The sequence below is a fragment of the Aeromicrobium sp. genome, from assembly GCF_014378035.1.
In the GTDB taxonomy this organism is placed as follows: Bacteria; Actinomycetota; Actinomycetes; order Propionibacteriales; family Nocardioidaceae; genus Aeromicrobium.
On record NZ_JACMOM010000288.1, the window covers coordinates 1 to 21,186 of the forward strand.

At 67.5% G+C, this 21,186-nt stretch carries 20 protein-coding genes; 11 read left to right on the forward strand and 9 right to left on the reverse strand.

The features are described from left to right. Positions 1–31: 31 nt before the first annotated feature. Complete coding sequence (locus tag H7290_RS14755; RefSeq protein ID WP_290514777.1) at positions 32–1,117, reverse strand: class I SAM-dependent methyltransferase; 1,086 nt, start codon at positions 1,115–1,117, stop codon at positions 32–34. Positions 1,118–1,256: 139 nt separating this feature from the next. On the opposite strand from H7290_RS14755, the gene H7290_RS14760 reads away from it, so the two are divergent. Further along, entirely contained in the window at positions 1,257–1,877 is a 621-nt protein-coding gene (locus H7290_RS14760; RefSeq protein ID WP_290514778.1) for a hypothetical protein, read from the forward strand. A gap of 81 nt (positions 1,878–1,958) precedes the next feature. Further along, positions 1,959–3,545 (forward strand): amino acid permease, encoded by a 1,587-nt coding sequence (locus tag H7290_RS14765; RefSeq protein ID WP_290514779.1) that lies wholly within the window; start codon positions 1,959–1,961, stop codon positions 3,543–3,545. A gap of 16 nt (positions 3,546–3,561) precedes the next feature. On the opposite strand, the gene H7290_RS14770 is transcribed toward H7290_RS14765, so the two are convergent. Continuing rightward, positions 3,562–4,125, reverse strand: a complete 564-nt coding sequence (locus tag H7290_RS14770; RefSeq protein ID WP_290514780.1) for a class I SAM-dependent methyltransferase — start codon at positions 4,123–4,125, stop codon at positions 3,562–3,564. A gap of 571 nt (positions 4,126–4,696) precedes the next feature. On the opposite strand from H7290_RS14770, the gene H7290_RS14775 reads away from it, so the two are divergent. Genes H7290_RS14775 through H7290_RS14785 form a run of 3 tightly spaced genes read left to right on the forward strand, consistent with a single transcriptional unit; the run spans position 4,697 to position 8,363 of the window. Then, positions 4,697–5,770 carry a 3-isopropylmalate dehydrogenase gene (locus H7290_RS14775; protein ID WP_290514781.1) on the forward strand — a complete coding sequence of 358 codons (1,074 nt, stop codon included), beginning with the start codon at positions 4,697–4,699 and terminating at the stop codon, positions 5,768–5,770. A gap of 41 nt (positions 5,771–5,811) precedes the next feature. Then, entirely contained in the window at positions 5,812–6,906 is a 1,095-nt protein-coding gene (locus tag H7290_RS14780; protein ID WP_290514782.1) for a branched-chain amino acid aminotransferase, read from the forward strand. Positions 6,907–6,947: 41 nt separating this feature from the next. Next, on the forward strand, positions 6,948–8,363 hold the full coding sequence (locus tag H7290_RS14785; protein ID WP_290514783.1) for an aspartate ammonia-lyase: 1,416 nt from the start codon (positions 6,948–6,950) through the stop codon (positions 8,361–8,363). A gap of 12 nt (positions 8,364–8,375) precedes the next feature. Here H7290_RS14785 and H7290_RS14790 read toward each other — a convergent pair whose 3' ends face one another. Further along, positions 8,376–9,071 (reverse strand): hypothetical protein, encoded by a 696-nt coding sequence (locus H7290_RS14790; protein ID WP_290514784.1) that lies wholly within the window; start codon positions 9,069–9,071, stop codon positions 8,376–8,378. Positions 9,072–9,235: 164 nt separating this feature from the next. Between H7290_RS14790 and cimA the strand changes: the two genes are divergently transcribed. Together cimA and H7290_RS14800 are read left to right on the forward strand one after the other, a co-directional pair. Continuing rightward, positions 9,236–10,843 (forward strand): citramalate synthase, encoded by a 1,608-nt coding sequence (cimA, locus tag H7290_RS14795; RefSeq protein ID WP_290514785.1) that lies wholly within the window; start codon positions 9,236–9,238, stop codon positions 10,841–10,843. Positions 10,844–10,910: 67 nt separating this feature from the next. Continuing rightward, complete coding sequence (locus tag H7290_RS14800; protein WP_290514786.1) at positions 10,911–11,669, forward strand: hypothetical protein; 759 nt, start codon at positions 10,911–10,913, stop codon at positions 11,667–11,669. An 18-nt stretch (positions 11,670–11,687) separates the two neighbouring features. Here H7290_RS14800 and H7290_RS14805 read toward each other — a convergent pair whose 3' ends face one another. From H7290_RS14805 to H7290_RS14825, 5 genes are all read right to left on the reverse strand, one after another. Then, positions 11,688–12,125 (reverse strand): GNAT family N-acetyltransferase, encoded by a 438-nt coding sequence (locus H7290_RS14805; RefSeq protein ID WP_290514787.1) that lies wholly within the window; start codon positions 12,123–12,125, stop codon positions 11,688–11,690. Between the two features lie 75 nt (positions 12,126–12,200). After that, positions 12,201–12,590: a Fur family transcriptional regulator gene (locus tag H7290_RS14810; protein WP_290514788.1), complete on the reverse strand. Its 390-nt coding sequence runs from the start codon at positions 12,588–12,590 to the stop codon at positions 12,201–12,203. 9 nt (positions 12,591–12,599) lie between these two features. Further along, positions 12,600–13,439: a metal ABC transporter permease gene (locus H7290_RS14815; RefSeq protein ID WP_290514789.1), complete on the reverse strand. Its 840-nt coding sequence runs from the start codon at positions 13,437–13,439 to the stop codon at positions 12,600–12,602. Continuing rightward, entirely contained in the window at positions 13,436–14,200 is a 765-nt protein-coding gene (locus H7290_RS14820) for a metal ABC transporter ATP-binding protein (protein ID WP_290514790.1), read from the reverse strand. The genes H7290_RS14815 and H7290_RS14820 overlap by 4 nt, the downstream gene beginning before the upstream one ends. After that, the gene (locus H7290_RS14825; RefSeq protein ID WP_290514791.1) at positions 14,197–15,138 is read right to left on the reverse strand and encodes a metal ABC transporter substrate-binding protein; all 942 of its coding nucleotides are present in this window, start codon (positions 15,136–15,138) and stop codon (positions 14,197–14,199) included. Before H7290_RS14825 ends, H7290_RS14820 begins: the two co-directional genes overlap by 4 nt. A gap of 147 nt (positions 15,139–15,285) precedes the next feature. Here H7290_RS14825 and ugpC point away from each other — a divergent pair, with 147 nt between their 5' ends. From ugpC to dusB, 4 genes are all read left to right on the forward strand, one after another. Continuing rightward, the gene (ugpC, locus tag H7290_RS14830; protein WP_290514792.1) at positions 15,286–16,389 is read left to right on the forward strand and encodes a sn-glycerol-3-phosphate ABC transporter ATP-binding protein UgpC; all 1,104 of its coding nucleotides are present in this window, start codon (positions 15,286–15,288) and stop codon (positions 16,387–16,389) included. Between the two features lie 241 nt (positions 16,390–16,630). Then, positions 16,631–18,016: a glycine--tRNA ligase gene (locus tag H7290_RS14835; protein WP_290514804.1), complete on the forward strand. Its 1,386-nt coding sequence runs from the start codon at positions 16,631–16,633 to the stop codon at positions 18,014–18,016. 25 nt (positions 18,017–18,041) lie between these two features. Then, positions 18,042–18,650: a hypothetical protein gene (locus tag H7290_RS14840; protein WP_290514793.1), complete on the forward strand. Its 609-nt coding sequence runs from the start codon at positions 18,042–18,044 to the stop codon at positions 18,648–18,650. 78 nt (positions 18,651–18,728) lie between these two features. Continuing rightward, positions 18,729–19,883 (forward strand): tRNA dihydrouridine synthase DusB, encoded by a 1,155-nt coding sequence (dusB, locus tag H7290_RS14845; protein ID WP_290514794.1) that lies wholly within the window; start codon positions 18,729–18,731, stop codon positions 19,881–19,883. A 7-nt stretch (positions 19,884–19,890) separates the two neighbouring features. On the opposite strand, the gene H7290_RS14850 is transcribed toward dusB, so the two are convergent. Next, positions 19,891–21,186, reverse strand: a complete 1,296-nt coding sequence (locus tag H7290_RS14850; RefSeq protein WP_290514795.1) for a PH domain-containing protein — start codon at positions 21,184–21,186, stop codon at positions 19,891–19,893.

Consider the following 21,186-nt stretch of genomic DNA (forward strand, 5'->3'; position numbering starts at 1 on the left):
CGTGGAGCAGAGCTGGTGTCGTCCTGGCCCGTCAGGCAGGCTTCTCGACGACCATCAGGAAGAAGTCGCGCTCGAGGTCACGCCGGGGCCAACGCCCGAGCATGTTCTCGAAACGTTGGTAGAACTCCTCGTCCCAGTCGGCCTCTTGGAACTGCAGGTGCTTGAGTCGGAATCCGATCTCGTCGAGGTAGGTCCGGTAGTTGTCCCACGTGAGCCGGTTGACCCAGGACGGCCCTCGGGGCGATCGACCCTCCTTGACGTCCCAGTCACGGATGACGTCCTCGCTGAACAACAGGTGTGGCCAGGGGAAGTTGATGTCGCGGTAGCGATGCGAGGCCTTCGGACCGCAGTAGAGATTGGCTCTGATCCAGGCACGTCCGCCGGGCTTCAAGACGTTGTAGGTCTCCTGCAGGAGGGCGCGCGGGTGGGTCACGTGCTCCCACACGACGTAGGAGATGACGACGTCGAAGGTGTTGTGCTCGTACGGGTTGTTGACCGTCATGTCGGCGCACTCGAAGTGCACGGTGTCGCCCGCGAGGTCGGCCCAGGCGCCCCGGGCGTTGACGTCGACGCCGTACGCGTCGCTGCCCGCATTGGTGCCGAGAAGATAGGTCTCGTACCCGTTGCTGCAGCCGATCTCGAGGACGGTCTTGCCGCGGAGGTTCACGAGTTTCTCGGCCCACCCGATGCGATTGCGCGCGGTCTCGATGCGGTCGGCGGCGACGAACGACGTCGGTTCTTTCACGATCGGCCTGTCGGCGTACTCGGCGTTGAGCGACTCGAACAGCTCGACGTCGAAACGGGGCGCGTCAGGTCCGGTGTCGTACAGCACCTCGGTGATGATGTCGTGCCCCTCGCTGAGGGGAGGCAGAGTCCAGCCGCTGGTGTCGCCGACCGGCATCTTGGGCTTCATCCGTGGCATCACGGGACGGCTGCGGTAGACCGGCGCTGGCGACAGGCTGGGAGCGGCAGGCTTGGCTGCGGGTCGTCCCGTCACGAGGTCACGGGTGGCCCGCGCCATGCGCGTCGCAGCATCCGCGCGTGCTGGCGGGAGCAGGCTGACAGCCTTGCGAGCGATGCGGCGGGGGAAGGCGCGGCGGTGACGTGTCTTTGGCACGTCACCACCCTAACGAAGCCGGCGACCACCCCCGGAACCTCGCGCCCGGGGCGGCGCCCCGGGCGTGACAAATGTCAGACTGGTGGGGCGCGAGGATCGACACTCGTCGCGATCGCAACGAGAAGCGAAAGGTGCGGCGATGACGACGACGATGACCGAACGCCTCGTTCGTCTCCTGGCCGGATTGTTCCTCTACGGCTTCACGATGGCGATGATGGTCGAGTCGACGCTCGGACTCGACCCCTGGGACGTCTTCCACGAGGGCCTGGCGAAGCACGTGCCGCTGACCTTCGGACAGGTAGTCATCGTCACCGGCGCCGCGGTGCTCCTGCTCTGGATCCCTCTGCGCCAGAAGCCTGGCATCGGGACGGTGCTCAATGTCATCGTCATCGGCCTGGCCGCAGACCTCGGCATCGCGGTCATCTCCCAGCCGGACAACGTGGCGGTGCGCACGCTTCTCCTCGCGGGCGGGGTGGTGGGCAACGGGCTTGCCGGCGCGCTGTACATCGGGGCCCATCTGGGGCCTGGCCCGCGGGACGGCCTGTGGCTGGGACTCGTACGCATCACGGGACGCAGCGTGCGATTCTGGCGCACCACGATCGAGCTGACAGTGCTGGTCCTCGGGTTCTTGCTGGGGGGCACCGTGGGCGTCGGCACGGTGCTTTACGCGTTGGCAATCGGCCCGCTCGTGCAGTTGTTCCTGCCATGGGTGTCGATCGAACAGACCTCGCGGGAGGAGTCGCAGGTGCCCCGACGCTGACCCGGGCCTCCATGGTGGGTACCTTTCTCGCAACGGGCTGCCTCGCGAGGCGGCCCGTCCGGGAGCCTGGGGGGTGCCCGTATGGCCGATGTCGACATCGGAGGCAGGGCACGGCGACTGCCGCCCGAGCTCGCATTGCTGCGCATCAGCAATGCGCGACACCGCCTACCCGCGGTCTTCGGTACGGGGCTGCTGATCATCTTGGCGCTCGGCGTCATGATCGGTGCGGGGATCTTCTCGCTTGCCGGCACGCAGGCCGCCACGATGGCGGGGCCTGCGGTGATCGTGTCATTCGTGGTGGCCGCCGCGGTGTGCCTGCTGGCGGGACTGTCGTACGCCGAGCTGTCCTCCACCCTGCCGACCGCCGGTGGCGCCTACACGTTCGCCTATGTCGCGTTCGGCGAGGTGTGGGCGTGGATCGTGGGTTGGGCCCTGGTGCTCGAGCTGCTGGTCGCCGCCGCACTGGTCTCCCGCGTCTGGGCGGCCTACCTGATGTCCACCCTCGATGGCTTGGGTGTCGGCGTCCCCTCATTCGTGGCCGACCACTCCGCGGTCGGCACGGGCACGGGCTGGGTCGCAGCCTCGCTGGTGATCGTGCTGGCACTGCTGGTCATGGCCGGCACCAAGCTGTCGGGCCGTGTGCTGGCCCTCATCGTCATGTCCAAGCTCATCGCGGTCGTCCTGGTGATCGTGGTGGGTGCGCGCTATGTCGACACCTCGAACTACACGCCGTTCGTCCCCCAGGTCGACTCGGGCGGTGGCACCAGGGGCACCGTGCTGCAGAGCATCCTCGGTGGATCGGGCGACGCCTTCGGGGTCACCGGCATCTTCACCGCTGCCGGGGTCATCGTCTTTGCGTTCATCGGCTTCGACCTCATCGCCACGGCGGCCGAGGGTGCCAAGAACCCGCGCCGCACGGTTCCGCGGGCGATGCTTGCGTCGATCGCCATCGTCACGGTGCTGTACGTCGCGATGGCTACCGTGCTCGTCGGACTGCGCCCCTACGAGGAGCTCGGTACCGACGCGCCTGTCTCGGACGCGCTGCGCGCCGTGGGCCCCGGGTGGAGTGCCGACGTCATCAACGTGGGCGCGTTGCTCGGCCTCACCACGGTGGTCCTGGTGGTGCTGATCGCCCAGAGCAGGGTGCTGTTCGCCATGGCTCGTGACGGTCTTCTGCCACGTGGGCTTGCCCGCATCGGCGCCGCGTCGTCACCGTCCCGTGCGGCTCTCCTGGCTGGGCTCGCTGCCGCCGCGCTCGCGCTCGACCCCGGCACAGCATCCCGCGAGCAGCTGCTCGTGCTCGGCACGCTGTTCGCCTTCGCGTTCTGCGCCGTCGGGGTCGTCGTGCTCCGCCGCTCGCAGCCCGACCTCGAGCGAGGGTTCCGGGTGCCGCTCGTCCCGTTGGTGCCGATCGTCTCCCTCATCGCGACGGTCTGGTTGTCGCTCAACCTCAGCTGGACGACGTGGCGCAACTTCGCGATCTGGATGATCTTCGGGCTGGTGCTCTACGTGGCCCATGGGCGCCGTCACAGCGGTCTGGCCAAGAGCGCAGCGCCGGAGCAGCGCGACGAGTCTGTGTGGCCCCCGGAGATCGAGCTGTCGGAGCCATTGCCACCACCAGAGCCAATGGCACCTGTGGTGCAGCTCGCGGGGAAGCACCGGGCCTGAGCCGCACCCGGGCGCCTCAGCGGCGAGTGGCCATGATCAGCGACGCATCGACGTCGATGAGCATCTCGACGGCGGCAAAACGACTGTCGGTCAACCATCGCTCGCGGACCGTGTCGACGCGACCCTCGACGATCGGCGGCCAGAAGGCCGACGGCACGAAGTCGTCGAGCACGACGATGCCACCGGGCTCCATCAGGTCGGCGAGGACGTCAATGCTCTCCATGACGTCACGCACGTCGACGAACAGCAGCGAGAACGGCGCGTACTTCTCCAGCGTCGACCAGTCGCCGGCGATGACGTCGACGTTGTCGGTGTTCGCGAAGATCTTCTGGACATCCTCAGCCAGCGCCGGGTCGAGCTCCGCGCTCACGACGTGGGCGCCTTTGGGCGCTCCACTCGACAACCAGGCCGAGCCGACCCCGCAGCCGGTGCCGAGCTCGGCAAGCGTGCCGGTGCGCGACGCAGCCAGGGAGGCAAGCAGGCGACCGGTCTCGTTGCGGATCGACGTGATGAAACCCCGCTGCCGTGACAGGTCCAAGGTGCTGGAGACGAGCACGGGTACTTCTGCGGGTGCGCTCACGCTTGCAGTCTGTCACGAACGTGCGGTCCGTCCGACGCCGAACGTCTCGCCGGCTGAGACGGTCCGTGGCCAACGCGGGCGTCTGGGCTTCTAGGGGTCTAGGCTGGGCACATCATGCGGAAGCAGCTCGTAGTAATCGCTTGCCGCGGCAGGGCCTCTTAGGGCTCATCCCTGCCGCGGAGTTTCGGCGTTGGCCCGCCGTTCCGCCGCAGGGATCCAGATCATGACCTGATCTCCCCTCACTCAGATCTCCCGTCACCAGGACCATCGACATCCTGGCTGCACCAGGCCCTGAGTCTTCACCGGATGATCTCCGGACATTGGCAGTGGTACGGCGGACCCTTCGCCGGACCCGTCCACCGTCCACTGAAGGAGATGCCATGACTGAGTCGCTGAACTCGAGAACGCAGCTGATCGAGTGGGGGCCCGCGCACCTGCGCGAGGAAGCCGCACGGCCGGAGGTCGACATCGACGATCGCCCGGACGACAACTGACTGACGACGCCCGTGGAGTGTCCACATGGCAAGAACAGGGTTTCACATCCTGAGACCTGCCGATCTAGGATGACAACATGACTCGCGCATTCTCTCTTGCTGTGGTGCCCGGCGACGGCATCGGTCCCGAAGTGACGGCGCAGGCGTTCAAGGTCCTCGACCTGGTGGCCGGTGCCCACGGCGCAGCATTCACGCCTACCGAGTACGACCTCGGAGCGCGTCGCTGGCATGCGACCGGTGAGACGCTCCCGGACTCGGTGCTGGAAGAGATCCGCGCCCACGACGCGATCCTGCTGGGCGCGGTCGGTGACCCCAGCGTGCCATCCGGCGTGCTCGAGCGGGGGCTGTTGCTCAAGCTTCGCTTCGCCCTCGACCATTACGTCAACCTCCGCCCCTCCAGGCTCTTTGCCGGTGTTGCGACGCCGCTGGGCGACCCGGGCGTCATCGACTTCGTCGTCGTCCGCGAGGGCACAGAGGGTCCGTACGTCGGAAACGGTGGTGCAATCCGGGTCGGCACGCCCCACGAGCTGGCGACCGAGGTCAGCATCAACACCGCCTTCGGTGTCGAGCGGGTCGTGCGTGACGCGTTCGCCCGCGCCCAGGCCAGACCGCGCCGCAAGCTCACGCTCGTGCACAAGAACAACGTGCTGGTGCACGCCGGTCACCTGTGGTCACGAACCGTCGACGCGGTCGCGGCCGACTTCCCCGACGTGTCGGTCGACTACCTGCATGTCGACGCGGCAACCATCTTCATGGTGACCGATCCCGCTCGCTTCGACGTGATCGTGACCGACAACCTCTTCGGTGACATCCTCACCGATCTCGCCGCTGCCATCACCGGTGGCATCGGCCTCGCGGCCAGCGGCAACGTCAACCCTGACCGCACGTCACCGTCGATGTTCGAGCCGGTGCACGGGTCCGCGCCGGACATTGCCGGGCAGTCCAAGGCCGACCCGACCGCCGCGATCCTCTCCGGCGCCATGCTCCTGGAGCACCTGGGCATGCCTGAGGCTGCTGCACAGGTCACCGCGGCCGTCGAGGCCGACATTGCCGAGCGCGGAGCCGCACCACGCAGCACCGCGGCGGTGGGAGATGCCATCGCGCGTCGCGTCGCGGATCTGAGCGCCGAAGGCGTATCGGTCGCTCCTTGACCGCTTACCCTTCGACCTCGGGACGTATTAACGTGACCATCATGACCTCCACCCAGTTCGTGAGCCGGCTCGAGCGCAACCACGCGGCGAAGACCCCTGAGCAGCGTGACGCCATCTTGTCCGATCCCGGATTCGGCAACCACTTCACCGATCACATGTTCCTCGCCGAGTGGACGCCCGACACCGGGTGGAGTGACGCACGGGTCGTGCCCTACGGACCGTTGTCGATCGACCCGGCCACCGCGGTCCTGCACTACGGGCAAGAGATCTTCGAAGGCCTCAAGGCGTACGTTCACGAGGACGGCTCGATCTGGCTCTTCCGTCCCGACGCCAACGCCGCGCGGATGCAGCGGTCGGCACGGCGGCTCGCGCTGCCCGAACTGCCCGTCGACTGGTTCCTCGGCTCGATCCGCGAGCTCGTCTCGGCCGATCGCGACTGGGTCCCCGCGGGCGAGGAGAAGAGCCTCTACCTTCGCCCCTTCATGTTCGCGTCCGAGGTGTTCCTGGGGGTTCGGCCCAGCCAGCACGTCACCTACTCAGTCATCGCCTCCCCGGCGGGTGCCTATTTCGCCGGTGGTGTCCGCGCCGTGTCGATCTGGTTGTCGAGCGAGTACTCCCGCGCCGGTGCGGGAGGCACTGGCGCAGCCAAGTGCGGCGGCAACTATGCGGCGAGCCTGCTGCCACAGCAGGAGGCCACCGCCAACGGGTGCGCCCAGGTCGCGTTCCTCGACTCGACCGAGCACAAGTGGGTCGAGGAGCTCGGCGGGATGAATCTCTACTTCGTCCGGTCTGACGGCACCATCGTGACACCGGAGCTGTCCGGCTCGATCCTCGAGGGCATCACCCGCGACTCGATCATGACGATCGCCCGCGACCTTGGACACACGGTCATCGAGCGGCGCGTGAGCATCGACGAGTGGCGCGAGGGCACAGCAGACGGCTCGATCACCGAGGTGTTCGCCTGCGGCACCGCCGCGGTGGTCACCCCGATCGGCTCCCTGGAGTGGGACGGCGGGGAGGCCGTGAGCGGCGACGGCGAGGCGGGCAAGGTCACCACCGACATCCGCTCCGCCCTCGTGGACATCCAGTACGGTCGGGTGACTGACCGGCATGGTTGGATGTCGAAGGTCGTCTAGCGGGGCCCAATGACGTGCCCCGCACACCGGAGGCTCGAAGCATGACTGTTGGCACGCGTTCTGAACACGATCTCATCGGCGAACGCGACGTTCCCGCCGATGCCTACTGGGGCGTCCACACCCTCCGGGCGCAGGAGAACTTCCCGATCACCGGCATCCCGATCGGGACCAGCCCGTTCCTCGTCGAGGCGCTGGGTGCCGTCAAGCAGGCGGCCGCGATGGCCAACCACGACCTCGGGCTCCTCGACGACGAACGCTTCGAGGCCATCCGCGCCGCCTGCGAGGAGATCCGCACCGGCGCTCTGCACGAGGAGTTCGTCGTCGACGTCATCCAGGGTGGTGCTGGCACCTCGACCAACATGAATGCCAACGAGGTTATCGCCAATCGGGCGCTCGAGCTGATGGGGCACAGCAAGGGCGACTACGACGTCATCCACCCCAATGAGCACGTCAACCTGAGCCAGTCGACCAACGACGTCTACCCGACCGCGGTCAAGATCGCGATCATCTTGTCGACCCACTCCCTGCTCGATGCGTTGCAGGTGCTCGAAGACTCCTTCGCCGCGAAGGCAGATGAGTTCCACGACGTCCTCAAGATGGGGCGGACGCAGCTCCAGGACGCCGTTCCCATGACCCTCGGCCAGGAGTTCCGGACCTACTCGCTGATGATTGCCGAGGACCGCGCGCGGCTGAGCGAAGCGGTCCTGCTGCTGCACGAGATCAACCTGGGGGCCACCGCCATCGGCACGCAGCTCAACGCCCCCGCGGGCTACGTGCCGTCGGCGTGCGCGCACCTCGCGATGCTCACCAGCCTGCCGCTGGAGAGTGCTGTCGACCTGATCGAGGCCACCCAGGACTGCGGGGCGTTCGTCCAGCTCTCCGGCACCCTCAAGCGGGTCGCGGTCAAGCTCTCCAAGATCTGCAACGACCTGCGTCTGCTGTCGTCCGGCCCACGTGCGGGCTTCAACGAGATCAACCTGCCGGCCGTGCAGGCGGGGTCGAGCATCATGCCGGGCAAGGTCAATCCGGTGATCCCGGAGGTGGTCAACCAGGTCGCGTTCCAGATCATCGGCCATGACATCACGGTGACGATGGCTGCCGAGGGGGGCCAGCTGCAGCTCAACGCGTTCGAGCCGATCATCTGCTATTCGCTCTCCGCCGGCATCTCGCGCCTGAGGGAGGCGGTGCTGGTGCTGGCGACCCGCTGCGTCGACGGCATCACGGCGAACGTCGAGCTGCTGCGCAGTGAGGTCGAGAACTCCATCGGGCTGGTCACCGCGCTCAACCCTTACATCGGTTACGCCGCGGCGACCGAGGTCGCCCAGGAGGCGCTGGCGACAGGCAGGGGAGTGGCCGAGCTCGTGCTCGAGCGCGGGCTGCTGCCGCGAGAGAAGCTCGAGGCGATACTGCGACCAGAGACGCTGGCCAACCTTGCACCACGTCCGGGACGTCCGTGATGCTCGGGACGCCTAGGTCGCGAAGAGATCCTCAGCGGGGTCGCTGAGAAGCTCGACCGTGAGGACGTCGTCGCTCGGCGAAAAGGCGACCTCGAGCTCGACGGCGCGTTCCTTGGGGGTCGAGCTCGCTTCCGGGTCGCCCAGCCCGTAGGCGATGTCGCGCAGCGTGACGGTCGCGTGACCGACCGGGTCGTTGGCCGGCCACTCCGCGAGGAGACGATGCACCAACCCGCTGAGCACGGCGCTGAACATCGCGTGCTGCTGCTCATCGACACCGCGCAGGACGACCTCGGGCAGTCCGAAGGATGTCAGCCCGACGGTGCGGAGGCGTCCGTCGGCGAGCTCGTCGTAGTCGACCACGTACCACTGGGTGGCGTGCGACAGGGACACCTCGTCGGAGTGCTGCTCGACGATGCGGGGGATGGTCAGGTCGATCGCCACGCCATCGTGCTGCTCGGCCAGGAGCAGTGCCTCGGTGCGCATGTCGCGATTGGTGAACGCGGCATCATCGAGCGAGGCTTTGCGCATGAGCAGGTGCTGGTTCGGTCGTGACTGGAGGCGTCGGATGCCGATCTCGGAGGAGCCGTAGTGACGCAGCAGCTCTGGCGACGGTGGCGGCAGGAGGGCGGGGCTCGCGAGCGGCTCAGCGGTCATGACCGCGTACATGATGCTGGGCTGGACCGTGAGTGGGACAGGTCTGGCGCTCATAGATCGCCCAGTCTAGACTGACCCGCATGTACAGCATCTCGATCATTATCGACAAGCGCGCCGGGCACTGATCCACCAAGCCCCCGACGCGCTGCCTCCCATCTCGTGGGGGGCTTTTTTGTTGCCTCGAACACGAAGTGCAGATCAAATCGAAGGACAGCCCAGTGACCGCAGGACACCAGCCGGTGAGCGACTTCCACGTCTACGACACGACGATGCGCGACGGCGCCCAGCAGGAGGGCCTCAACCTCTCCGTGCAGGACAAGATGCACATCGCGCGTCACCTCGACGAGCTCGGCGTCGGCTACATCGAGGGCGGCTGGCCCGGTTCCAACCCCAAGGACACCGAGTTCTTCGCCCTGGCCGCCAAGGAGCTCGACCTGCGACACGCCACGCTCGCCGCGTTCGGGGCAACCCGCAAGCCCGGGGTCGTCGCGGCTGACGACCCGCAGGTTGCGGCGCTGCGTGAGTCGGGAGCGTCCGTCGTGACGCTGGTGGCCAAGAGCCACGACAAGCACGTCGAGCTCGCCCTACGCACCACGTTGCAGGAGAACCTCGCCATGGTGCACGACTCGGTGACGCACCTGCGCGAGGAGGGCCAGCGGGTCTTTCTCGACTGCGAGCACTTCTTCAACGGCTACCTCGACAACCGCGACTACGCGCTCGAGGTGGTACGCACGGCGGCTGGCGCCGGCGCCGAGGTCGTCATCCTGTGCGACACCAACGGAGGCATGCTGCCGCACTGGGTCGGCGAGATCGTCGCCGAGGTGACGTCGACCGGGGCCCGGCTCGGCATCCATGCGCACAACGACACCGGATGCGCCGTCGCCAACTCGATGGCGGCGGTGCAGGCCGGCGTCACCCACCTGCAGGGCTGCATCAACGGATACGGCGAGCGCACGGGCAACGCCGACCTCGTGACGTGCGTCGCCAACCTCGAGCTCAAGCTCGGCATGCCCGTGCTTCCGGCTGGCGCTCTCGCCGACGCCACACGCATCTCGCACGCCGTCGCCGAGATCACGAACTACCCGCCGTCGGCTCGCCAGCCCTATACCGGCGTCTCGTCCTTCGCCCACAAGGCCGGGCTCCACGCCAGCGCCATCCGGGTCGATCCCAACCTCTACCAGCACATCGACCCGGCACTGGTCGGCAACGACATGCGGCTGCTCGTCTCGGAGATGGCTGGCCGCGCGACGATCGAGCTCAAGGGCAAGCAGCTCGGCTTCGACCTCGCCGACGACCCCGAGCGTCTCGCCCGCGTCACCGATCGGGTCAAGTCGATGGAGCGGGAGGGCTATACCTTCGGGGCCGCCGACGCGTCGTTCGAGCTGTTGCTCGCCGAGGAGATGGACGGTGCGCGGCCCTCGTACTTCGACGTGGAGTCATGGCGGGTCATGGCGGAGTCGGCGCGCGGCGACGAAGCCGTGGCGGAGGCCACGGTCAAGCTCACGGCGGGTGGTGTCCGTCTTGCAGTGATCGGTGAGGGCAACGGGCCGGTCAATGCTCTCGACCACGCCCTGCGTCAGGCCATCGAGCAGGTCTACCCCGACGTTGCGCGCTTCCACCTCATCGACTTCCGCGTACGGATCCTCGACCAGGGCCACGGCACGGACGCCACCACGAGGGTGCTGATCGAGACGTCCGACGGCAAGGACTCGTGGGTCACCGTCGGGGTCGGGGCGAACATCATCGAGGCCTCGTGGGAGGCACTTGTCGACGCGCTGACGTACGGTCTGCGCCGGCACGGGGTGAAGCCCAGCATCAACGACTGAGAACCGGGCGCCAGATGAGCAAAAACCGGTGGTTGACCCGTGCAGACCCCGCTGCGACGGTGGTGGGATGAATGATCGGGCTCGCAAGGCAGTCATCTTCCTGCCCATCCTCGGGACGCTGATCATCGCCGCCGTGATCGGTGGCCTCATCGTCATCCAGGACCATCGTCAGGCCGCCCAGATCCAGAAGGCCGAGGCGGTCGCGCAGGACTACCTCTCGGACGTCGCGACATTCCGGACCACGATCGTCGGCCAGATCGCGAAGGACAGGGACGGGGACCCGGGCCGGCTTCGCAAGATCGTCGACAAGGCCCTCGCCGCTCCGCCCACGTTGCCCGACGCGCCGTCGTACGGCAGGAACAACTCCTCCGCCTACGCCGAGGCGTCCCGGGCAGAAGCGTCGCTGACGACGCCGTACCGCCGGCTCAGCCATGAGCTCGCCGCCGCTGACGTGGCACTCGATTTCGTGAGGGCGGCTCAGAAGGCGCTGGGTTTGCGGGCCAGCAACTACATCGGGCCCGGTCTGATCACCGACAGCAGTGACGTTCGCTCGACCCTGATACCGGCTTTCGTCGAAGCCCGTGACACCTTCGACAAAGCCCGGGTGCCGTCAGGTCAGGATGCTCTCGCCGCGAAGGTGCGCGGCCCCGTTCAGTACGTCATCGACCAGGCGACCCTCCTCGCCGACCGGGTCGACGCGCGACAGAACTTCTCCTTCACCTACAACCAGGAGTTCCAGGCGGCGGCGGACGCGGTCAACAACTACGCAACCACCGTCAGGGGCGACCTCACAGAGGCGATCAACAGCATCGCCGACGACTCCTGACACCGCTGCGCGCGTCGGTCATGGGCCAGCTCGGCGAAGCATGGGCACGTGGTCGATCCCGGCCTCCATGTAGTTGTCGCCCGATCGCACGTAGCCGAAGGTGCTGTACCACTGCTGGAGGTAGGCCTGCGCGTTGAGCTGGAGCTCCTCGTCGTCCCACAGGCGCGACACCTCGGTCAAGAGCTGTCCCGAGAGGCCCCTGCCGCGCTGGTCCTTGCGGGTGCACACCCGGCCGATGTGCCTCACTCCGTCGTCGCCGACGTAGACCCGCAGGTAGCTGGTCGGACCGTCCGCGTCGGCGAGCCACAGGTGGGTCGTCCCCGCCAGCAGGTCGCGACCGTCGACATCGGTGTCTTCGACGTGCTGCTCGAAGGCGAAGACCTGGTCGCGGATCTTCCAGATGTCGTGGACGTCCTGCGCCGTCAGCTGGTCACCGGCAACGGCACGGATACTCATGCAGACACCCTAGGACCAGCCCGATGACTTCTCGACAGTGATGGCGTCCGCGTCCGTGCAGGACGGAGGAAGGGTCTAGGACTTGCAGGTGTTGCAGGTGCCGAAGATCTCGAGGGTGTGGGCAACGTCGTGGAAACCGTTCTTCTCGGCCACCGCATCAGCCCAGCGCTCGACGGTCGGGCCCTCGACCTCGACAGTTTGACCACACGACCGGCAGACGAGGTGGTGGTGGTGCCCGGCGCTGCACTGGCGGTAGAGAACCTCCCCGTCGTCGCTGCGCAGGGCGTCGACCTCGGCCGCCTCGGCGAGCACCTGCAGGCTGCGGTAGACCGTGGAGAGCCCCACAGACTCGCCACGTTGCTTGAGGATGTCGTGGATCTCCTGTGCGCTGGCGAAGCCTTCGAGATCTTCCAGGATCGCCACGACGGCTCGACGCTGTCGGGTGTTGCGCGGTGCTTCGACCATGACCTCTCCTCAGTACGAATCTACGGGACGACGGCGGGCGCGCAACCGCCTCGCGAAAGCGCCGGCGAGCGCGGCGGCGGCGAACACCCCGAGCGCGAGGATCACGATCGTCGGGCCGGGCTGGGTGTTGATCTGGTAGCTCGCCAGCACGCCGCCGAGGGCCGCGAAGAGGCCGATCGCCATCGCAGCGACGTGCGTCGAGCGGAAGCTCCTCGTCAGCTGCTGGGACGCGGCAACCGGCACGACCATGAGCGCGGAGACGAGCAGCAGTCCCACGGTGCGCATCGCGACGGTGATCGTGACGGCGGCGAGGATCGCGATCAGGATGCTGTAGGCGCGCACCGGAACACCGCTGACGCGCGCATGCTCCTCGTCCTGGCACACCGCAAAGAGCTGCGGCGACAGCCCCACCGAGAGGACGAGGACCAGGACGCCGAGGATGCCGACGAGGACCAGGTCGCCGCCCGACACCGTGGTGATCGAGCCGAACAGGTAGCTGTTGAGCTTGGCCGCGCTCTCGTCGGCAAGGTTCGTGAGAAGGACGCCGCCGGCGATGCCGCCGTAGAACAGCATCGCCAGGGCGACGTCGCCGCTGGTGCGGCCGAACATCCGGAGCAGCTCGATGACGACGGCACCGATCGCCGCGACGATCACCGCCGTCACGATCGGGGCGATGCCGGTGAGGAGCCCGAGCGCGACCCCGGTGAGGGCGACGTGGCCGATGCCGTCGCCGAGCAGAGCGAGCCGTCGTTGGACGAGGAACGTGCCGATCGCGGGGGCCGCGAGCCCCGTGAAGAACGCGGCGACGAGAGCTCGTCGCATGAAGTCGTAGTCGAGCAGCTGGATCATCGCCAGACCCCCTCAGCGCCTAGACCCTCGTGGCGGGCCGGTGCGCCGGTGTGGGTATGGACGTGCGCGGGGTCCTCTCCGGTCAGATCGTCGACCGGGCCTTCGTAGTCCACGATGCCGGCGCGCAGCACCACGGCGCGGTCGATGAGCGGCTTGAGGGGGCCGAGCTCGTGCGCGACAAGCAGGACCGACGAGCCCTCGTGGACGAGCCCGCCGAGGAGCTCGGCGAGCGACTCCTGGTTGTCGTGGTCGACACCGGCGGTGGGTTCGTCCATGACCAGCAGATCGGCCTCGGCGGCGAGCGCGCGGGCAATGAGAACACGCTGCTGCTGGCCGCCGGAAAGCTCGTTGAGCGAGGATCGTGTGCGGTCACCGAGCCCGACGCGCGCAATGGCGGCACTGACGGCATCGCGGTCGTGCGGGGTGGGCCGGCCGAAGAACCGGCGCCGCGCGAGCCGCCCGCTCATCACGACCTCGTTGACGGTGGCGGGAACGCCCGACACCGCGCGGGACCGCTGAGGCACGTAGCCCAGCCGTTTCCAGTCGTGGAACTTCTCGAGCGGCGTCCCGAACAGGTCGACGGAGCCGGCGGTCAGGGGGACCAGACCGATCGCGGCCCGCACGAGCGTCGACTTGCCCGAGCCGTTGGCCCCGAGCAGGGCGACGAACTCGCCGGCCGACACGTCGAGATCGACCTGTCGCAGGACAGGTCGACCATCGAGTGCCACGGTCACGCCGCGGGCTGACAGGGGTGGGCTCACGGGCAGGAGTTCGCCTTCATCAGGGTGTCGAGGTTGTAGCGCATGAGGGTCAGGTAGGTCTGACCCTTGGTGTCATCGGACAGCCCCTCGATGGGGTCGAGCGTAGCGGTCGAGGCGCCAGTCTCACGGGCAATGGTTCGTGCGATGGCAGGGCTGACGAGCTCTTCGGTGAAGATCGTGGTGATCTTCTCCCGGCGCACGAGCTGGGTGATGCTCGCGAGCTGGGCCGGTGACGGCTCGTTCGTCGGGTCGAGCCCGGCGATGGGCACCTGTGTCAGACCGTAGTGAGCCGCCAAGTACTGGAAGGCGGCGTGGCTGGTGACGATGGTGCGTGTCCGGCACTTCTCGAGCCCGCTCGCGAAGGCGGAGTCGAGGTCGGCCAGCTGGGCCTCCAGCCGGCGGGCGTTGGCGGCGAACTCGGTGGCGTGGGCGGGATCGATCTTCGCCAGCTTGGCCGCGACGGCCTTCGTCACGATCGCCATGTTCTCTGGGTCGAGCCAGACGTGTGGGTCGTCTTGCTTGCCTCCGCCGCCGCCAGCGTCGTCGTGCCCGCCGTCCTCGGCACCGGCCTGCAGCGGCTTGAGCTTCACGATCGCGGAGACATCGACCGTGTCGGCCGCCGATCGACCGGACTGGTCCACGGCATCGTCCACGGCGGACTGGAAGTGCTTCTCGTAGACCACGAGGTCGCCGTCCTGCACGGCCCCGACCTGTTTCGGCCTGAGCTCGAGATCGTGCGGCTCGACGCCCGGTGACGTGAGGTTGGTGACGTCGACGAAGGAGCCTCCGACCTGCTCGACGACGTAGGCAAACGGGTAGAACGACGCGATGACCGAGGTTTTTCCATCATCCTTTGCCGAGCTCCCGCAGGCGGCGGCGAGAAAGGCGAGCAGAAGCGAGACCGGGAGGACGCCAAGCAAGGCGGGGGACTTCTTCATGACAATGATTCTCAACTAAATGAAAATCGTTGTCAAATATCGTCGAGGCGTCGGGACGTGACGTAGGTCACGGTACGATGAGCGCGCACGACCCACCCATCACTCGGATCGTCCGGCACGTACCTGCCGGTGAAGGGAATGTTTGACATGTCATCAGTCACTTTCGACGAGGCCACCCGGGTCTTCCCCGGGCAGGACACACCAGCGGTCGACAAGCTCGACCTCCATGTCGAGGACGGCGAGTTCCTCGTCCTGGTCGGTCCATCTGGCTGCGGCAAATCAACCTCGCTGCGGATGCTCGCCGGGCTCGAGGAGGTCGACGGCGGCCGCCTCCTGATTGGCGACGAGGACGTCACCCACCTGCCGCCCAAGTCGCGCGACATCGCGATGGTCTTCCAGAACTACGCGCTCTACCCACACATGACCGTCGCCGAGAACATGGGTTTCGCCCTCAAGATCGCGGGCTCCGACAAGAGCGAGATCAGGGCCCGGGTCGCCGAGGCCGCCAAGATGCTCGACATCGTCGAGTACCTCGAGCGCAAGCCCAAGGCGCTCTCGGGTGGTCAGCGTCAGCGGGTCGCGATGGGGCGGGCCATCGTGCGCTCCCCGCGGGTCTTCCTGATGGACGAGCCGCTCTCCAACCTCGATGCCAAGCTGCGTGTGCAGACGCGCACCCAGATCGCGCAGCTCCAGCGCAGGCTGGGCACCACCACGGTCTACGTGACGCACGACCAGGTCGAGGCGATGACGATGGGCGATCGTGTCGCGGTTCTCAAGGACGGCGTGCTGCAGCAGTGCGCCGCCCCGCGCACGATGTACGACCATCCGGCCAACCTTTTCGTCGCTGGGTTCATGGGATCGCCGTCGATGAACCTGATGGAGCTGCCGGTGACCGACGGTGGCGTCCACTTCGGTGACACGGTCGTCCCGGTGGCTCGGGAGACCCTCGCGGCGGCCGACGCGAAGACCGTCATTGTCGGCATCCGTCCGGAGAACCTCCAGATCGCCGACGTCGGCATTCGGCTCGCCGTCGATGTGGTGGAGGAGCTGGGCGCGGACGCCTACGTCTACGGGCGGGTCGACGTCGGCGGCGCCGGTGACGGTGCTGGCGCGACGACACACGGAGAAACCATCGTCGCCAGGGTCGACTGGCGTCAGCCCCCCTCAAAGGGAGAAGTGATCAACCTCGCCCTGGTCGACATGTCGGGCATCCATGTCTTTGCGAAGGACTCGGGCGAGAGACTGAGCTGACGCACGCGCGAGACGCCGCGTGAAGATGACCGGCGCTCTCGACGGGACACCGTCGTCGATCGCGTGGCCGCAGGTTCTCAGCCGAGAATCGGGCCCACGACCCCACCCGCGCCCGTGGGAAGCCTGAACATGCCCGGCCGATAGAGTGGACCCGATCCTCGGGCGCATGCTGTCGCACCTGCCCCACGCCGGGTGCCGCCACCTGATGCCGCCCGACAACCAGCCTGAACGGACCCTCACCATGGCATCGACCGTCGACAACGTCATCAGCCTCAGCAAGCGACGCGGCTTCGTCTACCAGTGCGGCGAGATCTATGGAGGCACCAAGTCGGCGTGGGACTACGGTCCGCTCGGTGTCGAGCTCAAGGACAACATCAAGCGTCAGTGGTGGCGGTCGATGGTGCAGGGCCGCGACGACGTCGTCGGGCTCGACTCCTCGGTCATCCTGCCGACCGCGGTCTGGAACGCGTCCGGCCACCTGTCCGCCTTCGTCGACCCGCTCGTCGAGTCCCGCCACTGTCACAAGCGCTACCGCCAGGACCACCTGCAGGAGGCCTTCGCGGAGAAGAAGAACATCGACGATCCTGACAGCGTCGACATGACTCTGATCGCCTGCGCCAACTGCGGCACCCGCGGCGAGTGGACCGAGCCGCGGATGTTCAACGGCCTTCTGAAGACGTTCCTCGGTCCGGTCGAGTCCGAAGAGGGGCTGCACTACCTGCGTCCCGAGACGGCGCAAGGCATCTTCATCAACTTCACGCAGGTCATGGGCACGTCGCGCAAGAAGCCGCCGTTCGGCATCGGGCAGATCGGCAAGAGCTTCCGCAACGAGATCACGCCGGGCAACTTCATCTTCCGCACTCGCGAGTTCGAGCAGATGGAGATGGAGTTCTTCGTCGAGCCGGGCACCGACGAGGAGTGGCACGAGACCTGGATCAAGACCCGCATGGACTGGTACACGGGCCTGGGTATCGACCCCGACAACCTGCGGCTCTACGAGCACGCCGCCGAGAAGCTCTCGCACTACTCCAAGCGCACCGTCGACATCGAGTACCGGTTCGAGTTCGCCGGATCGGAGTGGGGTGAGCTCGAAGGCATCGCCAACCGCACCGACTTCGACCTCAAGACCCACAGCGAGCACTCCGGCAAGGACCTCGAGTACTTCGACCAGGCATCTGGCGAACGGTGGACGCCTTACGTCATCGAGCCGGCGGCGGGCGTCAACCGCTCGATGATGGCGTTCCTGATCGACGCCTACGTCGAGGAGGACGTGCCCAACTCCAAGGGCGGCACCGACAAGCGCACGGTGCTTCGGCTCGACAAGCGGCTTGCCCCCGTCAAGGCGGCCGTCCTGCCGCTGTCGCGCAACGAGGACCTCTCGCCCAAGGCGCGGGCGCTCGCGGCCGAGCTTCGCGGGTTCTGGAACGTCGACTTCGACGACGCGCAAGCCATTGGCAAGCGCTACCGCCGGCACGACGAGATCGGCACGCCCTACTGCATCACCGTCGACTTCGAGACGCTCGACGACCAGGCCGTGACGATTCGCGATCGTGATTCCATGGCGCAGGAGCGCATCGCCCTCGACCAGGTGGCGCCGTGGCTCGCGGCGCGCCTTCCCGGCTGCTGATCCTGCCGTGGTTCACCATCGACTGATGAGGTCAACTCCTGCAGCCGCGCCGCGCCGCGCCGTCGCCATCGCCATCGCCGTGGTACTGGCCCTCGTCGTCCTCGGCGGGTGCTCATCGTCGAAGGACGACAAGAAGAGCGACGCCGTTGCGGTGCCCAAGGGCTTCAACCTCCCCGCGGGGGTGACGCTGACCAAGGGCGGCACCAAGCTCACCGAGGACAAGCCCGCCAGCGTCGTCTACCAGGTCGGCACCAAGGCGGCGAGCGCCATCACCGTCACGGTGAAGGCCGTGCGCAAGGGAACCATCAAGGACTTCCGATTCTTCTCCCTCGACGCGGCCACCAAGTCCTCCACACCGTTCTACGTCGATCTGGCGGTCAAGAACGAAGGACCGGCCGGGCTCGGGGGAGCCGCCCTGCCGATGTTCGCGCACGACTCGACCGACACAATCTTCCCGCCCAACGAGCTGGTGGGGACGTTCAAGCCCTGCCGGAACCCCACCGTGCCGGCGAGCTTCCTGCCCGGAGCGACCGCCCAGCTCTGCCTGGTGTTCCTCGTGCCGAAGGGCAAGGCGTTGCAGTCGGTCGACCTGCAGACCGGGTCGGCCAAGACCGCCATCAGCTGGAGCCCGTAGCGCCTCGACACACCACATCAGGGGCGGCTTCTGCCCTGGCCAGGCCATTCCTCTCGGCCGGGGTGGGACAATGGATCGATGTCCACGACCGCCGCCGCTGTGTTGCCGCACACCCTGAGACTCGGCGACCTCGAAGTTGCCACCCCAGTCGTGCTCGCGCCGATGGCGGGAGTCACCAACGCTGCCTTCCGCGAGCTGTGCGCCGAGCAGGGAGCTGGGCTGTACGTGTGCGAGATGATCACGTCGCGCGGCATCGTCGAGGGCGACCGGACGAGCCTGTCGATGTTGACCTTTGCGGCCAGCGAGACCGTGAGGTCGGTGCAGCTCTACGGCATCGACCCCCGCTACGTCGGTCGGGCGGTCGAGATCCTCTGTGCCGATCACGGTGTCGACCACGTCGACCTGAACTTCGGCTGCCCGGTGCCCAAGGTGACCCGTAAGGGCGGGGGAGCGGCGTTGCCGTGGAAGCGCAGCCTGCTCGGCGAGATCCTCACCTCCGCCGTCGGTGCGGCGGCCCCCTACGGCGTGCCCGTCACGATGAAGACCCGCAAGGGAATCGACGACGACCACCTCACCTACCTCGACGCCGGCCACATCGCGCAGGACACCGGCTGCGCCGCGATCGCGCTGCACGGACGCACCGCAGTGCAGCACTACTCGGGCCGCGCCGACTGGCAGGCGATCGCCGAGCTCAAGGCTGCCGTCGACATCCCTGTGCTCGGCAATGGCGACATCTGGGAGGCCGCTGACGCGATCCGCATGGTCGAGCAGACCGGTTGCGACGGCGTGGTCGTCGGCCGTGGTTGCCTGGGCCGGCCGTGGCTGTTCCGCGACCTCTCGGCGGCGTTCGACGGCAACGTCGTTCAAGAGCTGCCCTCGCTCGGAGAGGTGTCTGCCGTCATGCGGCGCCACGCCGAGCTGCTTGGCGACCTGATGGGCGAGGAGCGCGGGTGCATCGAGTTCCGCAAGCACATCGCCTGGTACCTGAAGGGCTTCGCCGCAGGCAAGGATGTGCGCAGCCAGCTCGGCATGGTGTCGTCGTTCGCCGCCCTCGACGCCCTGCTCGGCCGGCTCGACCCGACCGAGCCCTACCCGGTGGCCGAGCTCGGCACGCCCCGCGGCCGGCAGGGGACACCCCGCAAGGTGTCCGTCCCTGACGGCTGGCTCGACAGCCGCGAGATGGCCGCCGCGCAGATGGACCCCGCGGCCGAAGACGCCACCAGCGGAGGCTGATTCGCGGTCAGGCTCGGCTGGCTCGGGCACGGATGAGCTGAGCCAGCATCGCGTCGCGGGCGTCGTGCTCGTCCAGATTGCGTCCGTCGGCGTTGGCTGGGCCCTTGGGGGTGTGCACCTCGATCGTCGCGATGCGGCGCCACCGCGCAAGGGGCCCCTGTCGCAGCTCGACAGACTGCGTCTTGTTGTGCGGCACGATGCTCGTCGACCTCTCGATCCAGCCCTCGCGAGCAACGAAGGTGTCGTCGTCGGCGCCGATCCATCGAGAGCGCCAGCCGATCGGCGCGAACACCCATGACCTCCGCGGGGCGGCCGTGCGTGCGACGGACTCCGCCATCGCTCCGGGAATGAGCTCGGCGATGATCGCGGCGGCGAGCGACGGGTCCGAGATCGGCAGCAGCGTCGAGGTCGACTCGGTGCCCTGGTCATCGCTCTGCGCTGCATATCCGGCTATGTCGACCTCCAGCCTCTGCCAGCCGAGCCGGCGCCAGACGAAGGGTTCCTTGATGGCGATGCCTTGGACGCGGCTGTACGGGATGGTCTGCGACGAGCGCGAGAGGAGCCCACGTTCGATGCGCAGGCCACGGTCTCCGCGGGAGAGGGTGAAGTTCCACTGCTGAATGACCCGCTTGCCGACGATCTGCACGACCCACGAGCCGAGCGGCACGATGCCACCGAGCAGCACCAGGACCTGGTCGAAGTAGACCGCGAGCACCACCAGCGTCACGAGCCCGGCCGCCGCGGCCAGGAAGTCGAGCGAGAGCAGCGTGCCGATCACGACCCGTTGTGGCGAGACGACCGTGATGATGCTGCGCTTCTCATCAGCGATCACGCCGGTCTGGGTGTCGCCGTGGGCCCGGGCGAGCAGCACGCGGCGCAGCGCACGCGCGTCGTCGAGCTCGAGGAAACGCAGCGACGTGCGGGAGTCCTTGCCGCCGGCCATCTCGATGCGGAGCTCGGCCAGACCGAAGAGGCGGGCGACGAACGGCTCGGCGATGTCGACGGACTGGATGCGCTCGTAAGGGATGCGGCGCGAGGCCTTGGTGATGATTCCGCTGTTGATGCGTAGCTCGTCGCCATCGATGACGTAGCGGGTGAACCGCCAGCTCAGGTAGCCGAACACCATGCCGACCACGAGCCCTCCCACCAGTGCGATGAGGAGGCTGACGATGGGGCTCATGGTGCCCCATCCGTCACCCGAGAACACCGAGCTGACCAGCCCGACCGAAGCGGCCGCGGCCCACAGAGCACCCTGCACGACACCTGTCATCGGGTGTGTCCGGAGCCCGACTGCCTCGGGCAC